This window comes from Actinocorallia longicatena, assembly GCF_039534125.1.
GTDB classification, from domain to species: domain Bacteria; phylum Actinomycetota; class Actinomycetes; order Streptosporangiales; family Streptosporangiaceae; genus Actinocorallia; species Actinocorallia longicatena.
The window spans coordinates 325,945-347,695 of the sequence record NZ_BAAAUV010000007.1 but is presented as its reverse complement, the minus strand read 5'-3'; the positions used below and the strand labels follow the sequence as shown (position 1 = coordinate 347,695).

At 70.6% G+C, this 21,751-nt stretch carries 22 protein-coding genes; 14 read left to right on the top strand and 8 right to left on the bottom strand.

What is annotated here, in order from left to right; translation table 11 throughout:
- Position 1: 1 nt before the first annotated feature.
- Positions 2–1,270, top strand: a complete 1,269-nt coding sequence (locus tag ABD785_RS17370; RefSeq protein WP_344829210.1) for a M1 family metallopeptidase — start codon at positions 2–4, stop codon at positions 1,268–1,270.
- Positions 1,271–1,277: 7 nt separating this feature from the next.
- Here ABD785_RS17370 and ABD785_RS17365 read toward each other — a convergent pair whose 3' ends face one another.
- A complete protein-coding gene (locus ABD785_RS17365; protein ID WP_344829209.1) occupies positions 1,278–2,060 on the bottom strand; it encodes an isocitrate lyase/PEP mutase family protein in 783 nt (260 codons plus the stop codon).
- 84 nt (positions 2,061–2,144) lie between these two features.
- Between ABD785_RS17365 and ABD785_RS17360 the strand changes: the two genes are divergently transcribed.
- From ABD785_RS17360 to ABD785_RS17325, 8 genes are all read left to right on the top strand, one after another.
- Entirely contained in the window at positions 2,145–3,038 is an 894-nt protein-coding gene (locus ABD785_RS17360; RefSeq protein ID WP_344829207.1) for a LysR family transcriptional regulator, read from the top strand.
- 59 nt (positions 3,039–3,097) lie between these two features.
- A complete protein-coding gene (locus ABD785_RS17355) occupies positions 3,098–3,262 on the top strand; it encodes a DUF3073 family protein (protein ID WP_344829206.1) in 165 nt (54 codons plus the stop codon).
- Positions 3,262–3,624, top strand: a complete 363-nt coding sequence (locus tag ABD785_RS17350) for an ArsR/SmtB family transcription factor (RefSeq protein WP_344829205.1) — start codon at positions 3,262–3,264, stop codon at positions 3,622–3,624. The genes ABD785_RS17355 and ABD785_RS17350 overlap by 1 nt, the downstream gene beginning before the upstream one ends.
- Positions 3,625–3,832: 208 nt before the next feature.
- Complete coding sequence (locus tag ABD785_RS17345) at positions 3,833–4,156, top strand: ArsR/SmtB family transcription factor (RefSeq protein WP_344829203.1); 324 nt, start codon at positions 3,833–3,835, stop codon at positions 4,154–4,156.
- Positions 4,153–4,440, top strand: a complete 288-nt coding sequence (locus tag ABD785_RS17340) for a hypothetical protein (RefSeq protein WP_344829202.1) — start codon at positions 4,153–4,155, stop codon at positions 4,438–4,440. Before ABD785_RS17345 ends, ABD785_RS17340 begins: the two co-directional genes overlap by 4 nt.
- On the top strand, positions 4,437–6,497 hold the full coding sequence (locus ABD785_RS17335; protein ID WP_344829201.1) for an MMPL family transporter: 2,061 nt from the start codon (positions 4,437–4,439) through the stop codon (positions 6,495–6,497). Before ABD785_RS17340 ends, ABD785_RS17335 begins: the two co-directional genes overlap by 4 nt.
- Before the next feature lie 92 nt (positions 6,498–6,589).
- On the top strand, positions 6,590–8,119 hold the full coding sequence (locus ABD785_RS17330) for a molybdopterin-dependent oxidoreductase (protein WP_344829200.1): 1,530 nt from the start codon (positions 6,590–6,592) through the stop codon (positions 8,117–8,119).
- Between the two features lie 37 nt (positions 8,120–8,156).
- Complete coding sequence (locus ABD785_RS17325) at positions 8,157–8,771, top strand: fasciclin domain-containing protein (protein WP_344829199.1); 615 nt, start codon at positions 8,157–8,159, stop codon at positions 8,769–8,771.
- A gap of 51 nt (positions 8,772–8,822) precedes the next feature.
- Here the strand turns inward: ABD785_RS17325 and ABD785_RS17320 are convergent, their stop codons facing one another.
- Positions 8,823–9,833, bottom strand: a complete 1,011-nt coding sequence (locus ABD785_RS17320) for an alpha/beta hydrolase-fold protein (protein ID WP_344829197.1) — start codon at positions 9,831–9,833, stop codon at positions 8,823–8,825.
- Between the two features lie 292 nt (positions 9,834–10,125).
- Between ABD785_RS17320 and ABD785_RS17315 the strand changes: the two genes are divergently transcribed.
- Positions 10,126–10,812: a Crp/Fnr family transcriptional regulator gene (locus ABD785_RS17315; RefSeq protein WP_344829196.1), complete on the top strand. Its 687-nt coding sequence runs from the start codon at positions 10,126–10,128 to the stop codon at positions 10,810–10,812.
- 50 nt (positions 10,813–10,862) lie between these two features.
- Here ABD785_RS17315 and ABD785_RS17310 read toward each other — a convergent pair whose 3' ends face one another.
- Genes ABD785_RS17310 through ABD785_RS17290 form a run of 5 tightly spaced genes read right to left on the bottom strand, consistent with a single transcriptional unit; the run spans position 10,863 to position 14,193 of the window.
- Positions 10,863–11,726, bottom strand: coding sequence for an MBL fold metallo-hydrolase (locus ABD785_RS17310; RefSeq protein WP_344829195.1), 864 nt, complete (start codon positions 11,724–11,726; stop codon positions 10,863–10,865).
- Between the two features lie 26 nt (positions 11,727–11,752).
- The gene (locus tag ABD785_RS17305; RefSeq protein WP_344829194.1) at positions 11,753–12,589 is read right to left on the bottom strand and encodes an NUDIX hydrolase; all 837 of its coding nucleotides are present in this window, start codon (positions 12,587–12,589) and stop codon (positions 11,753–11,755) included.
- Between the two features lie 40 nt (positions 12,590–12,629).
- Entirely contained in the window at positions 12,630–13,088 is a 459-nt protein-coding gene (locus ABD785_RS17300) for a RidA family protein (protein WP_344829192.1), read from the bottom strand.
- Positions 13,085–13,243, bottom strand: a complete 159-nt coding sequence (gene sp36, locus ABD785_RS17295; protein ID WP_344829191.1) for a Sp36 family protein — start codon at positions 13,241–13,243, stop codon at positions 13,085–13,087. Before sp36 ends, ABD785_RS17300 begins: the two co-directional genes overlap by 4 nt.
- A gap of 44 nt (positions 13,244–13,287) precedes the next feature.
- The gene (locus ABD785_RS17290; protein WP_344829190.1) at positions 13,288–14,193 is read right to left on the bottom strand and encodes an SPFH domain-containing protein; all 906 of its coding nucleotides are present in this window, start codon (positions 14,191–14,193) and stop codon (positions 13,288–13,290) included.
- A gap of 164 nt (positions 14,194–14,357) precedes the next feature.
- Between ABD785_RS17290 and bagA the strand changes: the two genes are divergently transcribed.
- Both bagA and bagB read left to right on the top strand, forming a co-directional pair.
- Positions 14,358–15,347: an ATPase BagA gene (gene bagA / locus ABD785_RS17285; protein WP_344829189.1), complete on the top strand. Its 990-nt coding sequence runs from the start codon at positions 14,358–14,360 to the stop codon at positions 15,345–15,347.
- Complete coding sequence (gene bagB, locus ABD785_RS17280) at positions 15,344–16,471, top strand: ATPase BagB (RefSeq protein ID WP_425547779.1); 1,128 nt, start codon at positions 15,344–15,346, stop codon at positions 16,469–16,471. The genes bagA and bagB overlap by 4 nt, the downstream gene beginning before the upstream one ends.
- A gap of 103 nt (positions 16,472–16,574) precedes the next feature.
- Here the strand turns inward: bagB and ABD785_RS17275 are convergent, their stop codons facing one another.
- Complete coding sequence (locus tag ABD785_RS17275) at positions 16,575–16,892, bottom strand: WhiB family transcriptional regulator (protein ID WP_344829187.1); 318 nt, start codon at positions 16,890–16,892, stop codon at positions 16,575–16,577.
- Between the two features lie 239 nt (positions 16,893–17,131).
- Between ABD785_RS17275 and ABD785_RS17270 the strand changes: the two genes are divergently transcribed.
- A complete protein-coding gene (locus ABD785_RS17270) occupies positions 17,132–19,321 on the top strand; it encodes a transglycosylase domain-containing protein (RefSeq protein ID WP_344829186.1) in 2,190 nt (729 codons plus the stop codon).
- 51 nt (positions 19,322–19,372) lie between these two features.
- Positions 19,373–21,712 (top strand): penicillin-binding protein, encoded by a 2,340-nt coding sequence (locus tag ABD785_RS17265; RefSeq protein ID WP_344829185.1) that lies wholly within the window; start codon positions 19,373–19,375, stop codon positions 21,710–21,712.
- The last annotated feature ends 39 nt before the right edge of the window (positions 21,713–21,751 follow it).

Genomic DNA, 21,751 nt, shown 5'->3' with positions numbered 1-21,751 from the left:
CGTGCCCCGTGCGTACTTCGCCGAGCGCGCACCGAAGCCCTACCGGGTGCTCGCCTACGACCTGACGCTCGACTACAGGGTCGGCCCCAACCGGCTGGCCGGGACGGCCGTCATCGCCTGCTCCACCCCGGCCCCGCTCGACCGGCTCGTCCTCGACCTGGGGACGTTCCGGATCTCCAAGGTCCTCGTGGACGGCCGGCCCGCCCGGTTCACCCACCGCTCGGAGGAACTGCGGATCTCCCCCGCCCGGCCCGTCCAGGGGGAGTTCTCGATCGAGGTCAGGTACGCGGGCAACCCCAAGCCGGTCCCCAGCCACTTCGGCGGGCTCGGCTGGGACCAGCTCACCGACGGATCCTTCGTCGCGAGCCAGCCGACCGGCGCCCCCTCCTGGTTCCCCTGCGACGACAGGCCCGGCGCGAAGGCCCGCTTCCGGATCTCCGTGACGACCGGAGCCGGATACGACGTCCTGGCGACCGGGGAACTGGCCTCCCGGCGCCGCTCGGGGGCCTCCACGACCTGGGTGTACGAGCAGGACGCCCCGATGGCGCCGTATCTGGCGAGCGTCCAGATCGGGCGTTACAGCAGCACACGCCTTCCGGGAACGGTCCCGCAGACCGTCCATCATCCGTCGCACCTGGCGGAGGAGGTCCTGCGCGACTTCGCCCGCCAGGACCGGATGGTCGCCGCCTTCTCCGCCTACTTCGGGCCGTACCCCTTCCCGTCGTACACGGTCGTGGTCACCGACGACGACCTGGAGATTCCCGTCGAGGCGCAGGGCATGGCGACCTTCGGCGCCAACCACCTCGACGGCCGCAACGAGCGCCTCATCGCGCACGAGCTGGCGCACAACTGGTTCGGCAACAGCCTGACCATCGGGTCCTGGCGCGACATCTGGCTGCACGAGGGCTTCGCCTGCTACGCCGAGTGGCTGTGGTGGGAGGCATGCGGCGAGGGCACGGCCGACGAGCACGCCCGCCGCTGGCGCGAACGGCTCGCCCGCCGCCCGCTGGAGTACGCCCTCGCCGACCCCGGCGAGCGCCGGATCTTCGACGACGCCGTCTACAAGCGCGGCGCGCTGACCCTGCACGCCCTGCGCCTCCTGCTCGGCGACGAGGACTTCTTCGCCCTGCTGCGCGGCTGGACCGCGGCCCACCGGCACGGCGTCGTCACCACCGCGGCCTTCATCGACCACGCCGCCGCCTTCGCGAACCGCTCCCTGACCCCCTTCTTCGACGCCTGGCTCCGCTCCCGCGCCCTCCCCACGCTCTAGACCAGGTCTAGGCTCCGAAGCGGGCCTGGAGCGCCGCGTGGGGGAGGGCCGTCGCGGTGAAGGGAAAGGTCCCGTGGTCGCGGATGTCGTGCGCGGCGGTCTCGACCGTCGCCAGGACCGCCCGGGCGAGGCTGCCGCCGACCGTCACGCGGGCGACTCCCGCACCGGCCAGTTCCGCGACGGTCAGCGGGGTGCCGGTGAGGCCCGCGACGATGTTCAGCGGCGCGGGGACGCGGCGGACCAGTTCCGCGATGACGTCCAGGTCGTCGACCCCGGGGACGAAGACGCAGTCGGCGCCCGCGTCGAGGTAGAGCCCGGCCCGCCGCAGCGTCTCGGCGAACGGGTCGGCGGCGCCCGCCAGATAGGTGTCGACGCGGGCGTTCAGCACCAGGGTGCCGCTGGGGGCCGCGGCACGGGCGGCGGCGATCCTGGCCGCGGCCTCCCGCGCCTCGACCAGGACCCCGTGGTCGGTGTCCTCGAGGTTGACTCCGACGACCCCGATCGCGACGGCGTCCGCGACCGTCCCCGCGACGTCGCCGTAGCCCGACTCCAGGTCGGCGGTGACCGGCACCCCGGCCGCCTCGACGATCTGCGCGATGCGGGCCGTCATCGCCGCCCGGCCCAGGGTCCCGTCCGGGACGCCGTGGCTGAAGGCGATGCCGGCGCTGGTCGTCGCCAGCACGGGGAAGCCCGCCCCTGCCATGATCTTCGCCGAGCCGCCGTCCCACACGTTCGGGATCACCAGCGGGCCGGGGGCGTGGTGCAGGGCGAGGAACGCGGAAGCCGTCATGGCCGTCACTCTAGGAGCGGCGGCCATGAGCCGGAATCCCCGATCGGCCGACCTCCCCATAAGGATCGGCTATAGCGTGCGGAGATGGAGAACCTCCAGCGCCTGCGGGTGCTGCGGGCCGTCGCCCTCGAAGGGTCCTTCACGGCCGCGGCCGCCGCGCTGTCCCTGTCGCAGCCGTCGGTGTCGCAGCACATCAGCGCCCTCGAACGCGAGCTCGGCGACCGCCTGGTCGACCGGAGCACGACCGGCGCCCGGCTGACCGAGGCGGGCGCGATCGCCCTCCGCCACGCCCACGCGATCCTCGCGATCGCCGACGACGCCCGGCGCGAGCTGGCGGAGTTCCGGTCGCGGGCCCGCGCGCCGATCCGGGTGGCGGCCTTTCCCACCGCCGCCGCCGTCCTGCTCCCCCGGGCCCTGGCGGGGTTCGCCCGGCTGAGCCCCGGCACGCCGTGCGTCCTGATCGAGACCGACGCCGCGGAGTCCGTCGCGCTGGTCCGGCGGGGCGAGGCCGACCTCGCCCTGGCCTACGACCACGCCGCCGACCCCCTCGATCTGGCGGGCCTCTCGGCCCGGCGGATCCTCGACGACCCGCTGCGCCTGGTCCTGCCCGACGATCACCCCTCCGCCGATCTTCCGATCGTCGATCTGGCCGGGCTGCGCGACGAGCCGTGGGTCAGCCTCGCCGGTCACTCCTGCGCCGAATCGCTCCGGACCCTGTGCGGGGCCGCCGGTTTCGCCCCGCGCCTCACCGTGGGCTCCGGGCGCTACGCCACCATCCTCGCCCTGGTCGCGGCGGGGCACGGCATCGCGCTCGTCCCGCGGACGGCCCTGTCGGTGCCGCACCCCGGCGTCACCGTGCGGCCGCTGCGCCCCGACCCCCCGCCCCGGCGGATCTGGGCGGCCACGGGCCCCCGCCCGGCCGACACCCTCGCCCTTCTCGCCGGAAGCCTCGGCGCCGATCCTGTGTTGACTTGCTAATGTTGGCAATTACAGAGAATGTAACGCGCCGAGAGCGCGGCAGACGAGAGGACGCGATCATGGGACGTGGTCGGGCCAAGGCCAAGCAGACGAAGATCGCCCGTGCGCTGAAGTACGACGGCAGCGGAACCGACCTCGACAGGCTCCGGAACGACCTGGGCGTCGCCGACCGTCCCTCCGAGCCCGCCGAGACCGACGACGACGAGTACGAGGAGGACCGGTAGTGACCAGCGGTCCGGCGCGTGCCACGACCGTCGCCGCACCGCTCTACCAGCTCAAGGCCGACTTCTTCAAAACCCTCGGGCACCCCGCCCGCATCCGCGTTCTCGAGCTGCTCAGCCAGCGGGAGCACTCCGTGGCCGAGCTGCTCCCCGAGATCGGCATCGAGCCCGCCCATCTGTCCCAGCAGCTCGCCGTGCTCCGGCGTTCCAACCTGGTGACCAGCCGCAAGCAGGGCACGACCGTCCACTACGCCCTGACCGATCCCCAGGTCGCGACGCTCCTGTCCGTGACCCGCAAGATCCTCGGCGGCGTCCTCTCCGGACAGGCCGACCTCCTCGAAGACCTCCGCGCCGACGACGTCTGAGGTCCGTACCGGCCGATCCCGCGGCGAAGACCCGGGATCGGCCGAAGCCCGAGCGGGCGTGGGATCCGCCCCCCGCTCCGGCGCGATCGCCTGATGACCGGCCGATGACCGGCCACGGCCATCCGCGCGCCTGAACGCCTCTTCTCATCCCTAACGCGAAATGCTACGTTTTCACCTGTCAGAGTTTTCTTACACCTCAAGGAGATCCATGACAGCCACTCCGCCCACCGGCGATCAGCTGGTGGGGATGCTGGCTGCGCTGTCCAATCCCCTGCGTTTGCGCATCGTCGCCGAGCTGGCGAACGGCCGTGACTACGTGAGCAACCTCGCCCGCGTGATCGGCGTGAGCCGCCCCCTGCTCCACATGCACCTGCAACGTCTGGAAGCCGTCGGCCTGATCGTCGGCAACCTCGAACTGTCCGAGGACGGCAAAGCCATGAAGTACTACGAAGTCGCCGACTTCGATCTGCGCCTGACAGCGACGACCCTCGCCGAGGCCGTCGCGACCCTGACCCTGAAGGAGAAGTCGTGAAGACCGTCGCCGCCGCGGAGGAGATCAGCTGGTCGGAGGTGACCGCCTTCCTCGGGATGGCGCTGATCCTCACCTTCCTGATCGGCATCTGCATCTCGTCCTGGCTCGAGTTCCGCAAGCAGAAGGCCGGCGCCCAGCAGGTGGACGACCTGCGCCAGCTCGTCCACCGGTTCGAGCAGCTCGCCGAGAACACCCTCGACGCACAGCAGCGCGCCGCCGCCGACCTGGCCGAGCTCCGGACCCGCACCGCCTCCATCGAGAAGATCCTCCGGACCGTCGAATGAACCGCCTCCGGCTGCTGGCCTGGGGCTCCGTCGCCCTGTGGATCGCGATCACCGCCTTGCTGGTACCCCTCGCCGGCAAGTCGGGCGACATCGTCTCCAAGGACCCCGCCCTCCTGCTCCCGCGCAGCTCGGAGGCGACCCGGGCGCTGATCGCCGAGCGTGAGGCGTTCCCCGGCTCCGACACCCCCGTGGCCGTGCTCGTCTACGTCCGCGGCACCGGGATCACCGGCGCCGACCGCGCCGCGGTCGAGGCCGACCGGACGGCCTTCGCCGCCCTCTCCTCCGACGGCCGGATCGACCCCGCCGCCCCCAGCGCCGACGGGCAGGCGCTCCTGGTGTCCTTCCCCCTCCGCGAGGACGGCGGCGAACCCGTGGACGCCGTCAAGAAGATCAAGAAGGGCCTCGAGGACTCCCCCGCGGGCCTGGAGACCGCCGTGACCGGCTCCGCCGGCGCCCTGTCCGACGGAGCCGACGCCGTGTCCGGCACCGACACGACCCTGCTGCTGTCGGCCGCCCTGGTCGTCGCGGTCCTGCTGCTGATCACCTACCGCAGCCCGTCGATGTGGATCCTGCCCCTGTTCGCGGTGGGCCTCGCCGGGCAGGCCGCCACGGGGATCGTCTACCTGCTGGCCGAGCACGCGGACGTCACGGTGACCGAGGACGCCACCGCCCTGATGATGATCATGTTGTTCGGGGTCGGCACGGACTACGCCCTGCTCCTGATCGCCCGTTACCGGGAGGAACTGCACCGGCACGCCGACCGGTTCGTCGCCATGGCCGTCGCGGTGCGGCGCTCGTTCCCGGCGATCCTCGCCTCCGCGGGGACCGTCACGGTCGGGATGCTGTGCCTGCTCGCGGCCCGGATGAACGACGTGCGCGGGTTCGGGCCGATCGCCGCGGCCGGGATCGTGGTCGTGTTCGCGGTGATGACCACGCTGCTCCCCGCGCTGCTGGTGCTGCTCGGCCGGTGGGTGTTCTGGCCGTTCATCCCGCGGGCGGGCGAGGCCCCGGCCGCCTCCGGCGGGGCGGGCGTGTGGGCGCGGGCCGCGGCCCTCGTCGACCGGCGTCCGCGCCGGATCTGGGTGCTCAGCGTGCTCGCCCTGGTGGTGCTGTCGGCCGGGGCGCTCGGCTTCAGGCCCGGCCAGACCGCCGAGCAGAGTTACACCAAGGAGGTCGGATCGGTCGTCGGGCAGCGGCTCGTCGAGCGGCACTACCCCGGTGGCGCGTCCGGTCCCGCGAGGATCGTCGCCCCCGCGTCGGCGGCCGGACCCGTCGTCGCGGCGGCGAAGGCCGACAGGGTCTCCTCGGTGGGCACGCCGAGGCTCTCCGCCGACGGCCGGACGGCCGTGATCGAGGCCGTCCTGGCCGATCCGCCCGACTCCGGGGCCGCCAAGGCCACCATCGACCGCCTCCGGGACGGCCTCGACGGCACCGGCGCCCTGGTCGGCGGGCAGACCGCCACCACCCTCGACGTCGAACGGGCCTCCTATCACGACAACCTGGTCGTGGTCCCGCTGATCCTGGTCGTGGTCCTGGCCGTGCTGGTCCTGCTCCTGCGGGCCGCCCTCGCCCCGATCCTCCTCGCGGCGAGCGTGATCCTCTCCTTCGGCGCGGCGATGGGCGCGGCGGGCCTGCTCATGAAGCTGCTCGGGCATCCGCACTTCATGCCGTCGCTGCCGCTCTACGGGTTCCTGTTCCTGGTCACCCTGGGCATCGACTACACGATCTTCCTGATGACCAGAGCCCGTGAGGAGGTCGGGGAGCGCGGCCACCGGCAGGGCGTCCTGACCGCCCTGACGGTCACCGGCGGCGTGATCACCAGCGCCGGGATCGTGCTGGCGGCGACCTTCGCCACCCTGATCACCCTGCCGGTCGTGATGGCGCTGCACATCGGCGCGATCGTGGCCATCGGGGTCCTGCTCGACACCCTCGTCGTGCGGACCCTTCTGATCCCCGCCCTGGTCATCGACGTGGGCGAGCGGGTCTGGTGGCCCGGGCGCAGGGCGTCGCGGCGCACGGAGCCGCTGACCCGCGAGTCGGTCGACCTGGTGGGCTGACGAAGCGAGAGCCGGGACGCGAAGAAGCGTCCCGGCCTTTTTCTTTGTGAGAGCGGACCAATCCGCAGCGTCATCGCCTCCGAATCGGGGGTGTGGACATCGGAGCGGGCCGGATGCGTGCGGCCGTCGGCGGACTGCTGGCGGCGGGCGTGGCCCTGGGCGTGGCCGAAACGGTCGCCGCCCTGATCGGTCCGCGGCCGGGGCCGATGATCGCGGTCGGTTCCGCGATGGTCGACCGCACTCCCGAGGCGCTCAAGCAGTTCGCCATCCGGCAGTTCGGCGACAAGGACAAGCTGGTCCTCGTCGGCGGGATCGCGGTCGGGGTCGTCCTGCTGAGCCTGCTGCTCGGGCTGCTGGCCCGGCGCCGGTGGCCGCTCGCCGCGGCGGGCATGGGCGCCTTCGGCCTGCTCGCCGCCGCGGCCGCCGTGACCAGGCCGGGAGCCGGTCCCCTCGACGCCCTCCCCGCCCTGATCGGGATCACGGCCGGGATCTTCACGCTACGGCTGCTGTGCGTGCCGCGCGAGCCCGCTCCCGAGGGGCCCGCGGTCGGCGGCGGGGCCGGGCGGCGGCGCTTCCTGGCCCTGTCGGCCGGGGCCGCGGGGGTGGCCGTCGCCGGTGGCGGGATCGGCAGGCTGCTGGCCTCGCGCAGGAACGTCGAGGACGCCCGCGCCGCGCTCAGGCTGCCCGCCCCCGCCCGTCCGGCCAGGCCGCTGCCCGCCGGGGTCGACATGAAGATGCCTGGCCTGACCCCGTTCGTGACGTCCAACAAGGACTTCTACCGCGTCGACACCGCCCTGGTCCTCCCGCAGGTCGACCCCGCCGACTGGACCCTGCGGATCAGCGGCCTCGTGGACCGTCCGATCGAGCTGACCTTCGACGACCTCCTCCGGCGCCCGCTCCTCGAGTACGACGCGACCATGACCTGCGTCTCCAACGAGGTCGGCGGCCCCTACGTCAGCAGCACGCGCTGGCTCGGCGCCTCACTCGCCGACCTGCTGCGCGAGGCCGGCGTGCGGTCCGGCGCCGACCAGCTCCTGAGCCGCTCCGCCGACGGCTGGACGGCCGGAACGCCCATCGAGGCCATCCTGGACGGCCGCGAGGCCCTCCTGGCCGTCGGCATGGACGGCGAGCCGCTGCCGATCGCGCACGGATTCCCCGCCCGGATGGTCGTCCCCGGCCTGTACGGCTACGGCTCGGCCACCAAGTGGGTCGTCGACATGAAGGTCACCCGCTTCACCGACTCCAAGGCCTACTGGGTCGCCCGCGGCTATGCCGAGCGCTCCACGATCAAGACCCTCGCCCGCATCGACCTCCCCCGGCCCCTGCAGAAGCTGCCGGCCGGTCCCGTGGTCGTGGCGGGCGTGGCCTGGGCCCAGCGGCGCGGCATCTCCGCCGTCGAGGTCCGGGTGGACGACGGACCCTGGCGACGGGCCAGGCTCGCGGCCGTCCCGAACACCGACACCTGGCGGCAGTGGTCCCTGGAGTGGGCCGCGACGCCGGGCGTCCACCGCATCGAGACCCGGGCCACCGACGGGTCGGGCGCCACCCAGCAGCAGCGCCGCGAGCCCCCGCTTCCCGACGGGGCCACCGGCTGGCACTCGGTGGTCGTGACCATCACCTGATCCCCATCCATTCAAGATCACCACAAGGAGACACCTCATGAAGCGTCAGTTCCTCGTCGTCGGTTTCGTGGCCCTCGGTCTCGGCGCGGCGGCGTGCGGCGGCAGCTCCTCGGACGCCGAGTCCACGGCGACGACCACCCCGGCGACGACGACCTCCGCCGCCGCCGACCCTGCCTCGCAGACGTTCGGCGCGGGCTGCGCCGCCGTCCCGGCCACCGGCCCGGGCAGCTTCAGCGGCATGGCCGCCGACCCGGTCGCGACCGCCGCCTCCCACAACCCGGCCCTGTCCACGCTGGTCACGGCCGTGAAGAAGGCGGGCCTGGTCGACACGCTCAACACCGCGAAGGACATCACCGTCTTCGCCCCGACCAACGACGCCTTCGCGAAGGTCCCCGCGGCCGACCTCAAGGCGCTCCTGGCCGACAAGAAGAAGCTCACCGAGGTCCTGACCTACCACGTGGTCCCGGGACGCCAGGCGCCGGCCGCGCTCGAGTCGGGCTCCTTCAAGTCGCTCCAGGGCGGCAACGTCGCGACCATGGGCAGCGGCACCGACTTCACCGTCAACGGCACCTCCAAGGTCGTCTGCGGCAACGTCCCGACCGGCAACGCGACCGTCTACATCGTCGACACCGTGCTCATGCCCAAGGGCTGATGCCGGAACGCGAATGACGGCGGAGGGGCCCGGCCCCTCCGCCGTCGCCGTTCAAGGAGTCAGGCGGGGGGCCAGCCACTTCAGGGCCAGCGGATAGCGGTACTCGATGGCGCCGTGCTTGCCGTCGAAGAGCTCGAAGTGGACGGCCTCGTCCGCGACGCCGGCCTTCCGCAGGGCCCGGTCGAAGGCCTCCGCGCCGAAGTCCAGGTAGTACTCGTCGGAGCGGCCGGCGTCGATCCAGACGGCCTTGAGCGAGCGGGCGGCGTCCGGGAGCGCGGCGACCATGCGGACGGGGTCGCGGAGCAGCCAGCGGTCCCAGATCTCCGCGATCGGCGTGCCGAACTCGTCGAAGGGCAGCTGGACGGTCCCGTCGGGCAGCGCGGAGTAGCAGGCCGCGTAGCCGTAGATCTCGATCAGCGGGAAGTCGCTCGGCTTCGTCCCCACCGGGCGTCCGGAGTGGAAGTCGGCCAGGAAGGCCTGCCAGTCGCCCGCGTAGGTGTCGCGCAGGATCCGGGCCACCTGGGGAAAGTCCGCCTGGTAGCAGACCTCGAACAGGGCGTCTCCCGCGTGGGTGGCGAGCGCGCCGAACACGTCCGGGCGGAGCAGCGGAGTGATCATCGCCCCGTAGCCTCCGCTGGACTTGCCCGTGATGGCCCGGTGTTCGGGGGCGGCGAGGGTGCGGTACCGGGTGTCGACGAAGGCGACGACCTCCTCGCACAGGTAGGAGTGGTAGTCGCCGGTGCCGGGCGAGTCCAGGTACTGGCTGCCGCCGACCTTCGTCCAGGCGTCCACGAAGACGACCAGGGCGGGCGGGGTCTCGCCGTCGGAGAACACCTCGTCGACGAGCTCGGGATAGCTCGGCCGCCACGGCGCCCGGTTCCGCCACGAGCCGATCTGCCCGGTGTACCCCTGGATCACGTAGATGACCGGGTAGCTCGCGGTCCCGGTGTCGTAGCCCGGGGGCACGTACACCCACAGCGGGCGCTCGTTCGGGTCGCCGAGGGGATTGCCCCTCAGACGCTCGCTGACGATCGCATGCTCGTCGATCCGTCCCTTGCCCATCTGATCTCCCTTGATCCGATCGTCGCCCCAGCCTACGCACGCCTTGATCGTTCGGGAGCGGGGATTTCGTAGCCCGGAGTCTTGACTGAACGCGGCCAGGGTGCCGGTCCATCCGAGCAGGTCGGATGGGCGTAAAATGCGACCGCCGGACAGATCACCGGCACTGGATCGGTAAAGTCGGGCTCTGTATCGAGCGTCGGGAATCTTCGCGCGGGCGCGTCATGACCCCACGTTCACACGTCCGGTGCGATATGCGTCACACTGGGCAGAGAAGTGTTCGGGAGGAGAAGGCGTGTCGGATCGCGACATCGAAGTACTCAGCAAGGCCCCGCTCTTCGAGGCACTGGACGAGCAGGGGGCGAAGGCGCTGCGCGCGTTCGTCACCGAGGTCCGGCTCGCGCGCGGCCAGAGCCTCTTCCACGAGGGGGACACGGGCGACCGTCTCTACGTCGTGCTCGAGGGCAAGATCAAGCTCACGCGCATGGCCCCTGACGGCCGCGAGAACCTGCTCAGCGTGCTCGGCCCGGGCGAGATGTTCGGCGAGCTGTCGCTCTTCGACCCGCGCCCCCGCACCGCCGGGGCCATCGCGGTCACGGAGTGCCGTCTGGCGGGGCTCGGCCACGACGACCTGCGCCCGTTCCTCACGGCCCACCCCGAGGTCGGGATCGCGCTGCTCCAGGCCCTGTCGGAGCGGCTGCGCAAGACCAACGAGGTGATGGCCGACCTCGTCTTCACCGACGTCCCCGGCCGGGTCGCCAAGGCCCTGCTCGACCTGGCCGAGCGCTTCGGCCAGCCGACGGACAACGGCCTGCACGTCCACCACGACCTCACCCAGGAGGAGCTCGCCCAGCTCGTCGGCGCCTCCCGCGAGACGGTCAACAAGGCCCTGGCGGACTTCGCGGCCCGCGGCTGGCTCCGCATCGAGGCCCGCGCCGTCGTCATCCTCGACATCGAGCGCCTCCGCAAGCGCTCCAAGTAGTCGGTCACGCAAAGGCCGCCGTCCCCCGGGACGGCGGCCTTTCGCCGTGTCTAGCGGGAGGCCAGGTACTCCATCTGGGCCTGGACGGACCATTCGGCGGCGGGCCAGAGGGAGCGGTCGACGTCGGCGTAGACGATCTCGACGACCTCGCGGGGGGTGGTCGCGCCCGCGGCGAGGGCGGCCTCGATCTGCGTGAGACGGGCGCGGCGGTGGGTGATGTAGCCGTCGAGGGCCTCGGCGGGCTTGGCGACGACCGGGCCGTGGCCGGGAAGGATCGCGGCGATGCCGACCTCGTCGGTGTAGGCGCGCAGGCGGTCGAGGGAGTCGAGGTAGTCGCCGAGGCTGGAGACGATCGTGGTGCCGTAACCGAGGACCGTGTCGCCGGTCAGGACGGCGTGGTCGCCCGCGAGGAAGAACGACAGGGAGTCGTCGGTGTGGCCGGGGGTGCCCCACACCCTGATCTCCAGGCCGTCCACCTCGACGACGTCGCCCTCGGCGAGGCCCTCGGAGCCCAGGCGGTGCGCGGGGTCGAGCGCGCGGACAGGAGCCCCGGTCAGGGCCGCGAAGCGCTTGGCTCCGGCCGCGTGGTCGTGGTGGCCGTGGGTCAGGAGGACCTCCGCGACGGTCAGATCCCGTGCGGCCGCCTCCTTCACGACCCGCTTGAGGTGCCGGGCGTCGTTCGGCCCCGGGTCCACGACGACGCAGCGGCGCGATCCCGGCTCGGCGAGGATCCAGGTGTTGGTGCCGTCGAGCGTCATCGGGGAGGGATTGCGGGCCAGCACGCTGACCGCCCGCTCCGTGCCGCCGATCTCCACCGGGGCCCGGCCGCGCGCCGCGAGCGCGCCGAACACGCCGCCCCGGGACGCCAGGATCCCCAGGGCGGCGGACGGCTCGGACAGGAACTTCCGAGCCATCGCCAGCTCAAGCCGCGAAATGCCCATTACTCCCCATAATGGTCGGAATACTTGAGTCTGTGCTCGTCGTCGGGAAGAACGAGATAAGGATCACCATCGACGATCCGGCCGACCGGCTCGTGCACGTAGACCTCGCGCGGCGAGGCCAGCACCTCGGCGACGTCCTTGAACCGGGTCAGGTCCTGCAGCGTCGCGACCGTCGGGGGCAGCATGAACAGCTCGCCCGCGGTCGCCCGCTCCAGCGCCTCCGCCGGCCGCACCCAGGCGACCTTGTCGGCCTCGGTGCTGACGTCGAGCGCCCGCTGGCCGTCGGGAAGGGCCGCCATGAAGAAGCGGGTGTCGTAGCGCTTCGGCTCGATCGCCGGGGTGATCCAGTGTGCCCAGGGCCGCAGCAGGTCCGAGCGCAGGACCAGGTCGCGGGCGGTCAGGAAGGACGCCAGCGACTGGCTGCGGTCCAGCAGCGCGAGCCGGTCGGCCTCGAACGGGGCGGTGTCCTCGACGATCCGGTCCGCGGACGGACCCGCCAGCAGGACATGGGCCTCCTCGAAGGTCTCCCTGACCGCCGCGCAGACGAGCTCCTTGGCCAGCTCGGGGGTGGCGCCGAAGGCCGCGCCCCAGGCCGTCCAGTCCTCGCCGGCCTCGTACTCGGCGTCCCGGGCGTCGACGGACCCGCCGGGGAACACGTAGGCCCCCGGCGCGAACGCCATCGACGAGACCCGGCGCAGCATGAAAACCTCGATGCCGTCGCGGTCCCTGAGCAGCACGACGGTCGCCGCGTGCCGAGGGACCGGCGCCTGCTTGCGGCCCTCTTGGAGGTCCAGGATCAGTTCCCGGAACTCCTCAGGAAGCTTCAGTCCGTTCATAACGCCACATTCGTGCAGAGTGCATCGAATAAGTCAAGGGTTACCGGACCTCGGCGATGATCTCCACCTCGACCGGTGAGTTCATCGGCAGGGCGGAGACGCCCACCGCGCTGCGGGCGTGCACCCCGGCGTCGCCGAAGACCTCGCCCAGCAGGTTGGACGCCCCGTTGACCACGCCGGGCTGCCCGTAGAACTCCGGGATCGAGGCCACGAAACCGACGACCTTGACGATCCGCACGACGTCGTCGAGGTCGACGATCGACCCCACCGCGGCGATCGCGTTGAGCGCACAGAGCGCGGCCATCTGCTCGGCCTCGCCGGGCGTCACACCGTCGCCGACGCGGCCCGTCGAGGGCAGCACCCCCTTGACGAAGGGGAGCTGCCCCGAGGTGTAGACGTGGTTCCCCGTCCGCACGGCGGGCACGTAGGCCGCGAGCGGCGCCGCGACGGCCGGCAGCTCGAGCCCGAGCTCCTTCAGCCTGTCCTCGACCCTGCTCATGCCAGCGGCCGCTTGAAGTAGGCCACCAGCGTGTCACCGCCCTGCGGTCCCGGGATCACCTGGACGAGCTCCCACCCGTCCATGCCCCAGTTGTCCAGAATCTGCTTCGTCGCATGAATCAGCAACGGCGCTGTCGCGTACTCCCACTTGGTCATGAACCCAAGGTTAGGGCTTCAGGAGTGACACGGTGCGCGGCGGCTCAGGGCCGGGGCGGGGACTTGACCGGGTCGCCCGCGACCTCGGCGACGATCTGGTCGCCGGGTTCGCTGATCGCCTCCTCGAGGGCGGGCGGCGTGACGTCCTCCTCGCGCTCCTCGCGGGTCGCGGGGGTGTCGGGGACGTGCTCGGAGAGCTTGTCGAAGAACCGCAGCATCTCGACGGGCAGCGGCATCACCAGGGTGCTGTTCTTCTCGGCCGCCACCTCCGTGACGGTCTGCAGCAGCCGGAGCTGGAGCGAGGCCGGATCCTTGGAGAGCTCGTGGGCGGCGGCGGCCAGCCGCTTGGACGCCTGGTACTCGCCGTCCGCGGTGATGATCCGCGCCCGCCGCTCCCGCTCGGCCTCGGCCTGCCGCGCCATCGAGCGCTTCATGCTCTCCGGCAGCGAGACGTCCTTGATCTCGACCCGCTCGATCCGGACGCCCCAGGGCCCCTCGGTCATCCCGTCCATGATCTCGCGGAGCTCGCCGTTGATCTTGTCCCTTTCGGCCAGCAGATCCTGCATCTCCGACCGTCCGATGACCGACCGGAGCGAGGTCTGCGCCACCTGGGAGACGGCGTACACGTAGTTCTGGACGTTCACGATGGCCTTTACCGGATCGACCACCCGGAAATAGACGACCGCGTCCACCTTTACGGACACGTTGTCCATCGTGATCCCGTCCTGCGAGGGCACCCCCATCGCGACGGTCTGCATGTTGACCTTCTGGAGGCGGTCGGCGATGGGCACGATGGCCGTCAGCCCCGCCCCCCGGACCGCGTCCATCTGAATCCGGCCGAACCGGAACACGATCCCCTGCTCGAACTGCTGGACGACCCGCACGCCGGTCGCCAGGCCCACCAGGGCGAAGAAGGCGATGATCGCGGCCAGAACCAGGATGACTTCCATGACGGAACACCCCTCTCAAGGAGACGCTGCCTCCTAGGACGGACGTTGCGTTCGTCCGGTTTCCACCGTAGGCGCTTTTCCCACGGAAACCCGGCAAGCGGGTGTCAGGAATCACTTATGCGGGACATCAGGGTCTTTGCGCCGCGAACGATAACCTCGGAGGCGTGAGCGCGAAAGATACCGACTGGGACGGCGTAAGGCTCCACGTTGTCACGGGCAAGGGCGGCACCGGCAAGACGACGGTGGCCGCGGCCCTGGCACTCGCACTCGCCGCGGGCGGCAAGAAGGTGCTGCTCGTGGAGGTCGAGGGGAGACAGGGCATCGCCCAGCTCTTCGACGTGCCCCCGCTCCCGTACGAGGAACGCAAGGTCGCCGTGGCCCCCGGCGGCGGCGAGGTCTTCGCCCTGGCCATCGACACCGAGGAAGCTCTGATCGAGTACCTCGAGATGTTCTACAACCTGAAGCGCGCCGGGAAGGCCCTCACCAAGCTGGGCGTCATCGACTTCGTGACGACGATCGCCCCCGGTCTGCGCGACGTGATCCTCACCGGCAAGGTGAGCGAATCCGTGCGCCGGAAGGAGAAGAACGGCCGGCTGATCTACGACGCCGTCGTGATGGACGCCCCGCCGACCGGCCGGATCACCAAGTTCCTGAACGTCAGCGACGAGGTGTCGACCCTGGCGAAGGTCGGTCCGGTGCGCAACCACGGCGACCTGGTCATGGGCGTGATCCGCTCGCCGCAGACGGCCGTCCACTTCGTGACGCTGCTGGAGGAGATGCCCGTCCAGGAGACCCTCGACGGGCTGCACGACCTGCGCGAGACGGGCGTCCCGCTGGGATCGGTGATCGTCAACATGGAGCGCCCCTCCCTGCTGACCGAGGCCGACCTGGCCGCCGCCACGGCCGGTGAGCTGGACCTGGACGAGATCACCCAGGGACTGAAGGCCGCCGGGCTCGACCAGCACGCCGCCGAGTACGCGGCGATCCTGGCCGTCGAGGCCGGTGAGCACGCCCAGCGCACGGCGCTCGAGCAGCGCGAGAAGGCGCGCCTGGAGCACCTGCCCCGCTACGATCTGCCGTTCCTGTCCGACGGCATGGACCGGGCCGGCCTCTACGAGCTGGCCGAGGCCCTCCGCGACCAGGGAGCCGCATGATGAAGGAACTCGACATCGACGCCCTGCTCGACGACCCGCGCACGCGGATCATCGTCTGCTGCGGCGCGGGCGGGGTCGGCAAGACCACCACCGCCGCCTCCCTCGGCCTCCGGGCCGCCGACCGGGGCCGCGACGTCGTCGTGCTCACGGTCGATCCGGCCCGGCGCCTCGCCCAGTCCATGGGCCTGTCGGAGCTCGACAACAGCCCGCGCAAGATCACCGGAGTGACGGGCACCGGCGAGCTGCACGCCATGATGCTCGACATGAAGCGCACCTTCGACGAGATCATCGAGGCGCACTCCGACCCCGACCGGGCCAAGCAGATCCTGGCCAACCCCTTCTACCAGTCGCTCTCCTCGTCCTTCTCCGGCACGCAGGAGTACATGGCGATGGAGAAGCTGGGCCAGCTGCACCGCAGCGACGCCTGGGACCTGATCATCGTCGACACCCCGCCGTCGCGGAACGCCCTGGACTTCCTGGACGCCCCCGAGCGGATGGGCCGCTTCCTGGACGGCCGGTTCATCAAACTGCTCTTCGCCCCGGCCAAAGCGGGTGGCCGTCTGGGAATGAAGGTGTTCTCCGCGGGTTTTGGAATTGTCACCAACGCGGTCACCAAGGTTCTGGGCGGACAGCTCCTCAAGGACGTCTCGACCTTCGTCACGGCGTTCGACACCGTCTTCGGCGGGTTCCGCGAGCGCGCCGAGAAGACCTACGAGCTGCTCAAGACCCCCGGCACCGCGTTCCTGGTCGTGGCCGCCCCCGAGCCCGACGCCCTCCGTGAGGCCACGTACTTCATCGAGCGGCTCACCAAGGAGAAGATGCCGCTCGCGGGCCTGGTGGTGAACCGGATGGCCTCCAGCGGCGCCGCGTCGCTCTCCCAGGCCCGCAGCCAGGCCGCGGCCGAGACCCTCGACGAGCGCGAGGAGCATCCCCTGGCGGCGTCCCTGCTGCGCCTGCACGCCGAGCGGATGCGGCTGGCGGCCCGGCAGGAACGGCTGCGCGACCACTTCGCCTCGGCGCATCCGATCGTGCCGATCACGACCGTCCCGGCTCAGGCGGAGGACGTCCACGACCTCGACGGGCTCCGCCGGATCGGCGAATCTCTCGCGAAGGCCGCTTCCTGACCGGAACTCTCTGGCCACATCCGGCCATGCAACCGCCGGGAGGATTAGGACATACCGAAGCCGGGGTACCGCTTAGCGGCACCCCGGCTCTTCGGTTCGTTGATTAACTGGCGACGAGCTCGTCAGCGTCGGCGTCGGCGTCCGACGTGCGTTCGTACTCTTCCTTGGCCGTCTCGAGCAGGTCACGCCACGAGGTGACGTCGGGCCGGCGACGCAGCAGAGCGCGGCGTTCCCGCTCTGTCATGCCTCCCCAGACCCCGAACTCGATCTTGTTGTCCAGTGCGTCAGCGAGGCATTCGGTGCGTACCGGGCAACCCCGGCAGATCATCTTCGCCCGATTCTGAGCCGCGCCTTGAACGAACAGAGCGTCCGGATCCGCGTTTCTGCACGCGGCACGGGCGGTCCAATCCGTAATCCACATCTTGGCCCCACTCCCCTAGGGTCTTGTGTGTTGTTTTGCCCTACTTGGCCGAGACGGGCGCGGACGTCTTGACCGGCAAACAAAAGCCGTGGGGAAGAACTTACGGAAGCGAGGGGCGATTCAACAGTCCCCGGAGGGCCCATTCTCGATATAGCCCCATGGGGCCATGGCGCGCGTGATGACTAGTTACTGCTAGAGTGCTGCGCTTGCCTTGACCCTATCGGGGTACCAAGATCCACATGCTCGAATCGGGGGATCGGCGGGAAGGCAAGCTGGGCGGCCTCGCGAAACTGGTCGCCGCCAGCGCCACCATGGGCGGCTTGGCCGCTCTGCTCGTTCTGCCGGGAGTGGGCGCGGCGGGCCTGGGTGCCAAGAAGGCCGCGGACGACTTCCGCAACATGAACATCGAGAAGATCACACGGAGTCCGTCGGAGAAGACGATCGTCTATGCCGCCGACGGCCGTCCCATCGTGACCTTCTTCAACGAATTCCGTGAACCTGTGCGGCTCGACCAGGTGTCGATGACGATGCGCAAGGCCATCGTCGCCATCGAGGACGCGCGGTTCTACGAACACGGCCCGCTGGACGTCAAGGGGACCCTGCGGGCGCTCACCCGCAACGCCTCGTCCGGCGCGACCGTCGAGGGCGGCTCGACCCTGACCCAGCAGTACGCCAAGAACCTGCTGCTGGCCAACGCGCGCACCAAGGCCGACCGGCAGCGCGTCACGGCGTCGACCGTCCTCCGCAAGGTCAGGGAGCTGCGCTACGCGATCTCCCTGGAGCAGGCGCTGCAGAAGAACCAGGTGCTCGAGGGCTACCTCAACATCGCCTACTTCGGCGCGGGCGCCTACGGCGTGCAGGCGGCGGCCCAGCGGTTCTTCAGCAAGCCGGCGTCGCTGCTCACGCTTCCGGAGGCGGCCCTGCTGGCGGGGCTCACCAAGAACCCGGTCGCGTTCGACCCGACCCGGCACCCCAAGGCCGCCAAGCTCCGCCGCGACACCGTCCTCAGGCGCATGGCCGAGCTGGGGCTGGTCCCGCAGGCCACGGCCGCCAAGCTGATCGCCAAGAAGATCAAGCTGCGGCCCCGGCTGCCGCGGGGCGGCTGCTCGACCAGCAGGGTGCCCTTCTACTGCACCTACATCCGCAACGAGATGATCAAGATCCTCTCGCGCGGCGACAAGGACAGGGTCAAGGACGCGATCGACCGGATCCAGAGCGGCGGCTTCACCGTCAGGACCTCCTTCGACTGGAACGCCCAGGCCGCGGCCCAGCGGGCCCTGGACGCCCGCACGTCGTCCAGCAGCAACAAGGTGGCGGCCGAGGCGCTGATCGAGATCGGCACCGGGCAGATCAAGGCGCTGGTGTCGTCCAAGAGGTTCGGCATGAGGAAGCCGAAGACCACGATCAACCTCGCGGCCGACGCCGCGCACGGCGGCGGCGTGGGCGTCTCCGCCGGATCGACCTTCAAGATCTTCACTCTGATGACGGCGCTCGAGAAGGGCTATCCGGTCGGCACGAGCTACGTCTCGCCCGGCGCGATCCGGATCGGCGGGTTCAAGACCTGCAAGGGCAAGCGGCTGCCGCTGTGGACGGTGAAGAACTCCCACGAGAGCGTCGCGGGCGTGTTCAACCTGCGCACCGGGACGCTCCAGTCGGTCAACACCTTCTACGCCAAGCTCCAGCGGTCGGTCGGGCTGTGCAGCGCCGTCCGGATGGCCGAGCGGTTCGGCATGAGGCGCGCCGACGGCCGTCCGCTCCAGCAGGTCGCGCCGCAGGTCCTCGGCAGCAACGAGGTCGACATGGTGCACCTGTCGGCGGCGTTCGCCGGCATCGCCAACCACGGCCGCTACTGCGCGCCCACCGCCATCACCGAGATCACCCGGCCGAACGGCAAGATGGTCCGGCTGCCCGCGAACCAGTGCCGTCAGGTCGTCGGCCCGCACGTCGCCGACACCGCGATGAACATCATGCGCGGCATCTTCGGCCACGAGGGCACCGCCAACAAGGTCTCCCCGCCGGGAGCGGGGGCGGGCGGCAAGACCGGCACCTGCGAGAGCTTCTCCTGCGCGGTCTTCGCCGGCGCCTACGGCCGGCTGGCCTCGGCCGTCGCCTACTGGGACTACCGCGGTGGATTCCGCCATCCCGTCTGGGGCGTCTACGGGGCCGGGCTGCCCGCGAAGGTGTGGTCGTCGAGCCTGCGCAGCGCCAACGCCGCCCGCCGGCCCCTGGTGCCGCTGCCCGCCACCAAGGGCATGGCGCTCGGAGCGGCGATGACCGTCCTGAACAGGGGCGGGTTCCGGACGGTCGTCTCCAACGGCCCGGTGAACTCCGCGCTCCCGATGGGCAGCGTCGCCTACACTTCGCCGAGCACCCGCCTGGAGAAGGGCGGCACGGTGATGGTCTATCTCTCGAACGGCCCGACTGGGTGAACTGTCCCCTTTTAGTCCGGGGCGGTTCGGGCTTACGGGTACCTTGGTGCCGTGCTTCCTTCCACTGAAGATCGCAAGAACGTGGTCGCGACGTTGTTCAAGCTGGTCGCGGCCAGCGCTCTTGCCGGTGTGCTGATCGCTCTGATCGCGCTGCCCGTGGTGGGGAGCACGGGCCTCACCGCCCGCGACGAGTTCGACGACTTCATGAACATCGAGGTTCCGAAGATCGACCGGGACCCGGCCAAGCAGACCCTGGTCTACGGCGCGGACAACAAGCTCCTGGTCTCCTTCTTCGACCAGTACCGCCGCGAGGTCAAGCTCGACAAGGTCGCGCCGGTCATGCAGGAGGCCATGGTCGCGATCGAGGACGCCCGCTTCTTCAAGCACGGGGCGCTCGACCTCAAGGGCACCTTCCGCGCGCTGGCCAAGAACGTCACCTCCGGCGGCACCCAGGAGGGCGGCTCGACGCTCACCCAGCAGCTCGCCAAGAACAAGCTGGTCAACGACACGACCAGCAAGGAGGGCTACGAGAAGGTCACCGCGCCGACCCTCGACCGCAAGCTCAAGGAGCTGCGGCTCGCGGTCTACCTCGAGCAGAAGCTGACGAAGAAGGAGATCCTCGAGGAGTACCTGAACATCGCCAACTTCGGCGCCGGCGCCTACGGCGTCGAGGCGGCGTCCCAGCGGTACTTCAGCAAGCCGGCCTCGAAGCTGACCCTCGCCCAGGCCGCGACCCTCGCGGGCATCACCAAGAACCCGTACCAGCTCGACCCGATCCGCAACAAGGTCGACTCCAAGAAGCGCCGCGACACCGTCCTGCAGCGGATGGCCGACCTGGGCGTGGTCCCCCAGGCCGACGCCGACGCCGCCAAGAAGCAGGGTCTCGGGATCAAGGAGTACAAGCCCAAGGGCGGCTGCGTCACCAGCAAGTCGCCGTTCTTCTGCCAGTACGTCTACGGCGACCTGGTCAAGTACTTCATGGGCACCAAGAAGCCCAAGGACGCCGCCGAGGCCCAGTCGATGCGCGACGAGGCCGCCGACAAGATCCTGCGCGGCGGCTACGTCATCCGCACCACGTTCGACCCCGACGTCCAGAAGGCCGCCGACTACGGCGTGAAGTACAGCACGACCCCGACGGCCTGGCGCACCAATGTCGTCGCCGTGGTCGAGCCCGGCACCGGCAAGGTCCTGGCGATCGCCAGCAGCAAGAAGTACGGCAGCAAGAAGGGCCAGACCACGATCAACCTGGCCGCCGACCAGGCCCACGGCGGCGGATCGGGCGTCTCGGCCGGGTCGACCTTCAAGACCTTCACCCTGATGGAGGCCCTCGACCAGGGGCTGCCCATCCGGACGAACTTCCACTCGCCGTCCTCGATGACCGTCCAGGGCTTCTCCGACTGCGCCTACACCGGGCCGCCGATCAAGTACCTGTCGAAGGACGGACGGATGGGCGGCGGCCCCTGGACGGTCGCCAACTCCGACCCGGGCGAGAACAAGAACTACAACATGAAGGACGGGACCTGGCACTCCATCAACACCTTCTACGCCCAGCTCGAGAAGAAGGTCGGAGTCTGCGCCGCCGTCAAGATGGCCGAGAAGTTCGGCATGGTCCGCGCCGACGGCAACCCGCTGTGGACCGTCCCCTCCCAGGTCCTGGGCTCCAACGAGATCGACATCGTGCACCTCGCCGCCGCCTACGCGGGCATCGCGGCCCGCGGCAAGTACTGCGCGCCGACCTCGCTGACCTCGATCACCGACAGCGACGGCAAGAAGCTCGACCTGCCGAAGGCCGACTGCTCGCAGGCCGTCGACCCGCAGATCGCGGACGCCACCTCGCAGATCCTCGAGGGCGTCATCTCGCACGGCACCGGCGTCGGGCTCGGCATCGGCCGTCCGGCCGCCTCCAAGACCGGCACCTGTGAGGAGCACTCCTGCGCGGTGTTCGCCGGTTACACGCCCCAGCTCGCCGCCGCGTCGGCCACCTGGGACTTCCGCGGCGGCCCGAGCCACCCGATGCCCGGCATCTTCGGCGCGACGATCCCCGGCCCGGTGTGGCAGCGGACCATGCTGAAGGCCCTCGAGGGCAAGCCGGTGCTCGACTTCAAGGCGCCCACCAAGGACTTCGGCGACATCGTCACCAAGGGGATCCCGGACGTCAGGGGCATGGACCTCCCGGAGGCCCTGGCCAGGATCAAGGGTGCCGGCTTCGCGGTGAAGGTCGACCCGAGGCCGGTCAAGTCGGACGTCCCGTTCGGCAAGGTCGCCAGGACCAGCCCGAGCGGCCAGGCCGACGAGGGCGCCACCGTGACGATCTACATCAGCGCGGGGAACGGCGGCAGGCCCGACGGCGGCGGCCACGACAGACCGGACGGCAACACCTGGCCGTTCTGACGCCTCACAGCGTGAAGCCCCGGCGGACTCCGGTCCACC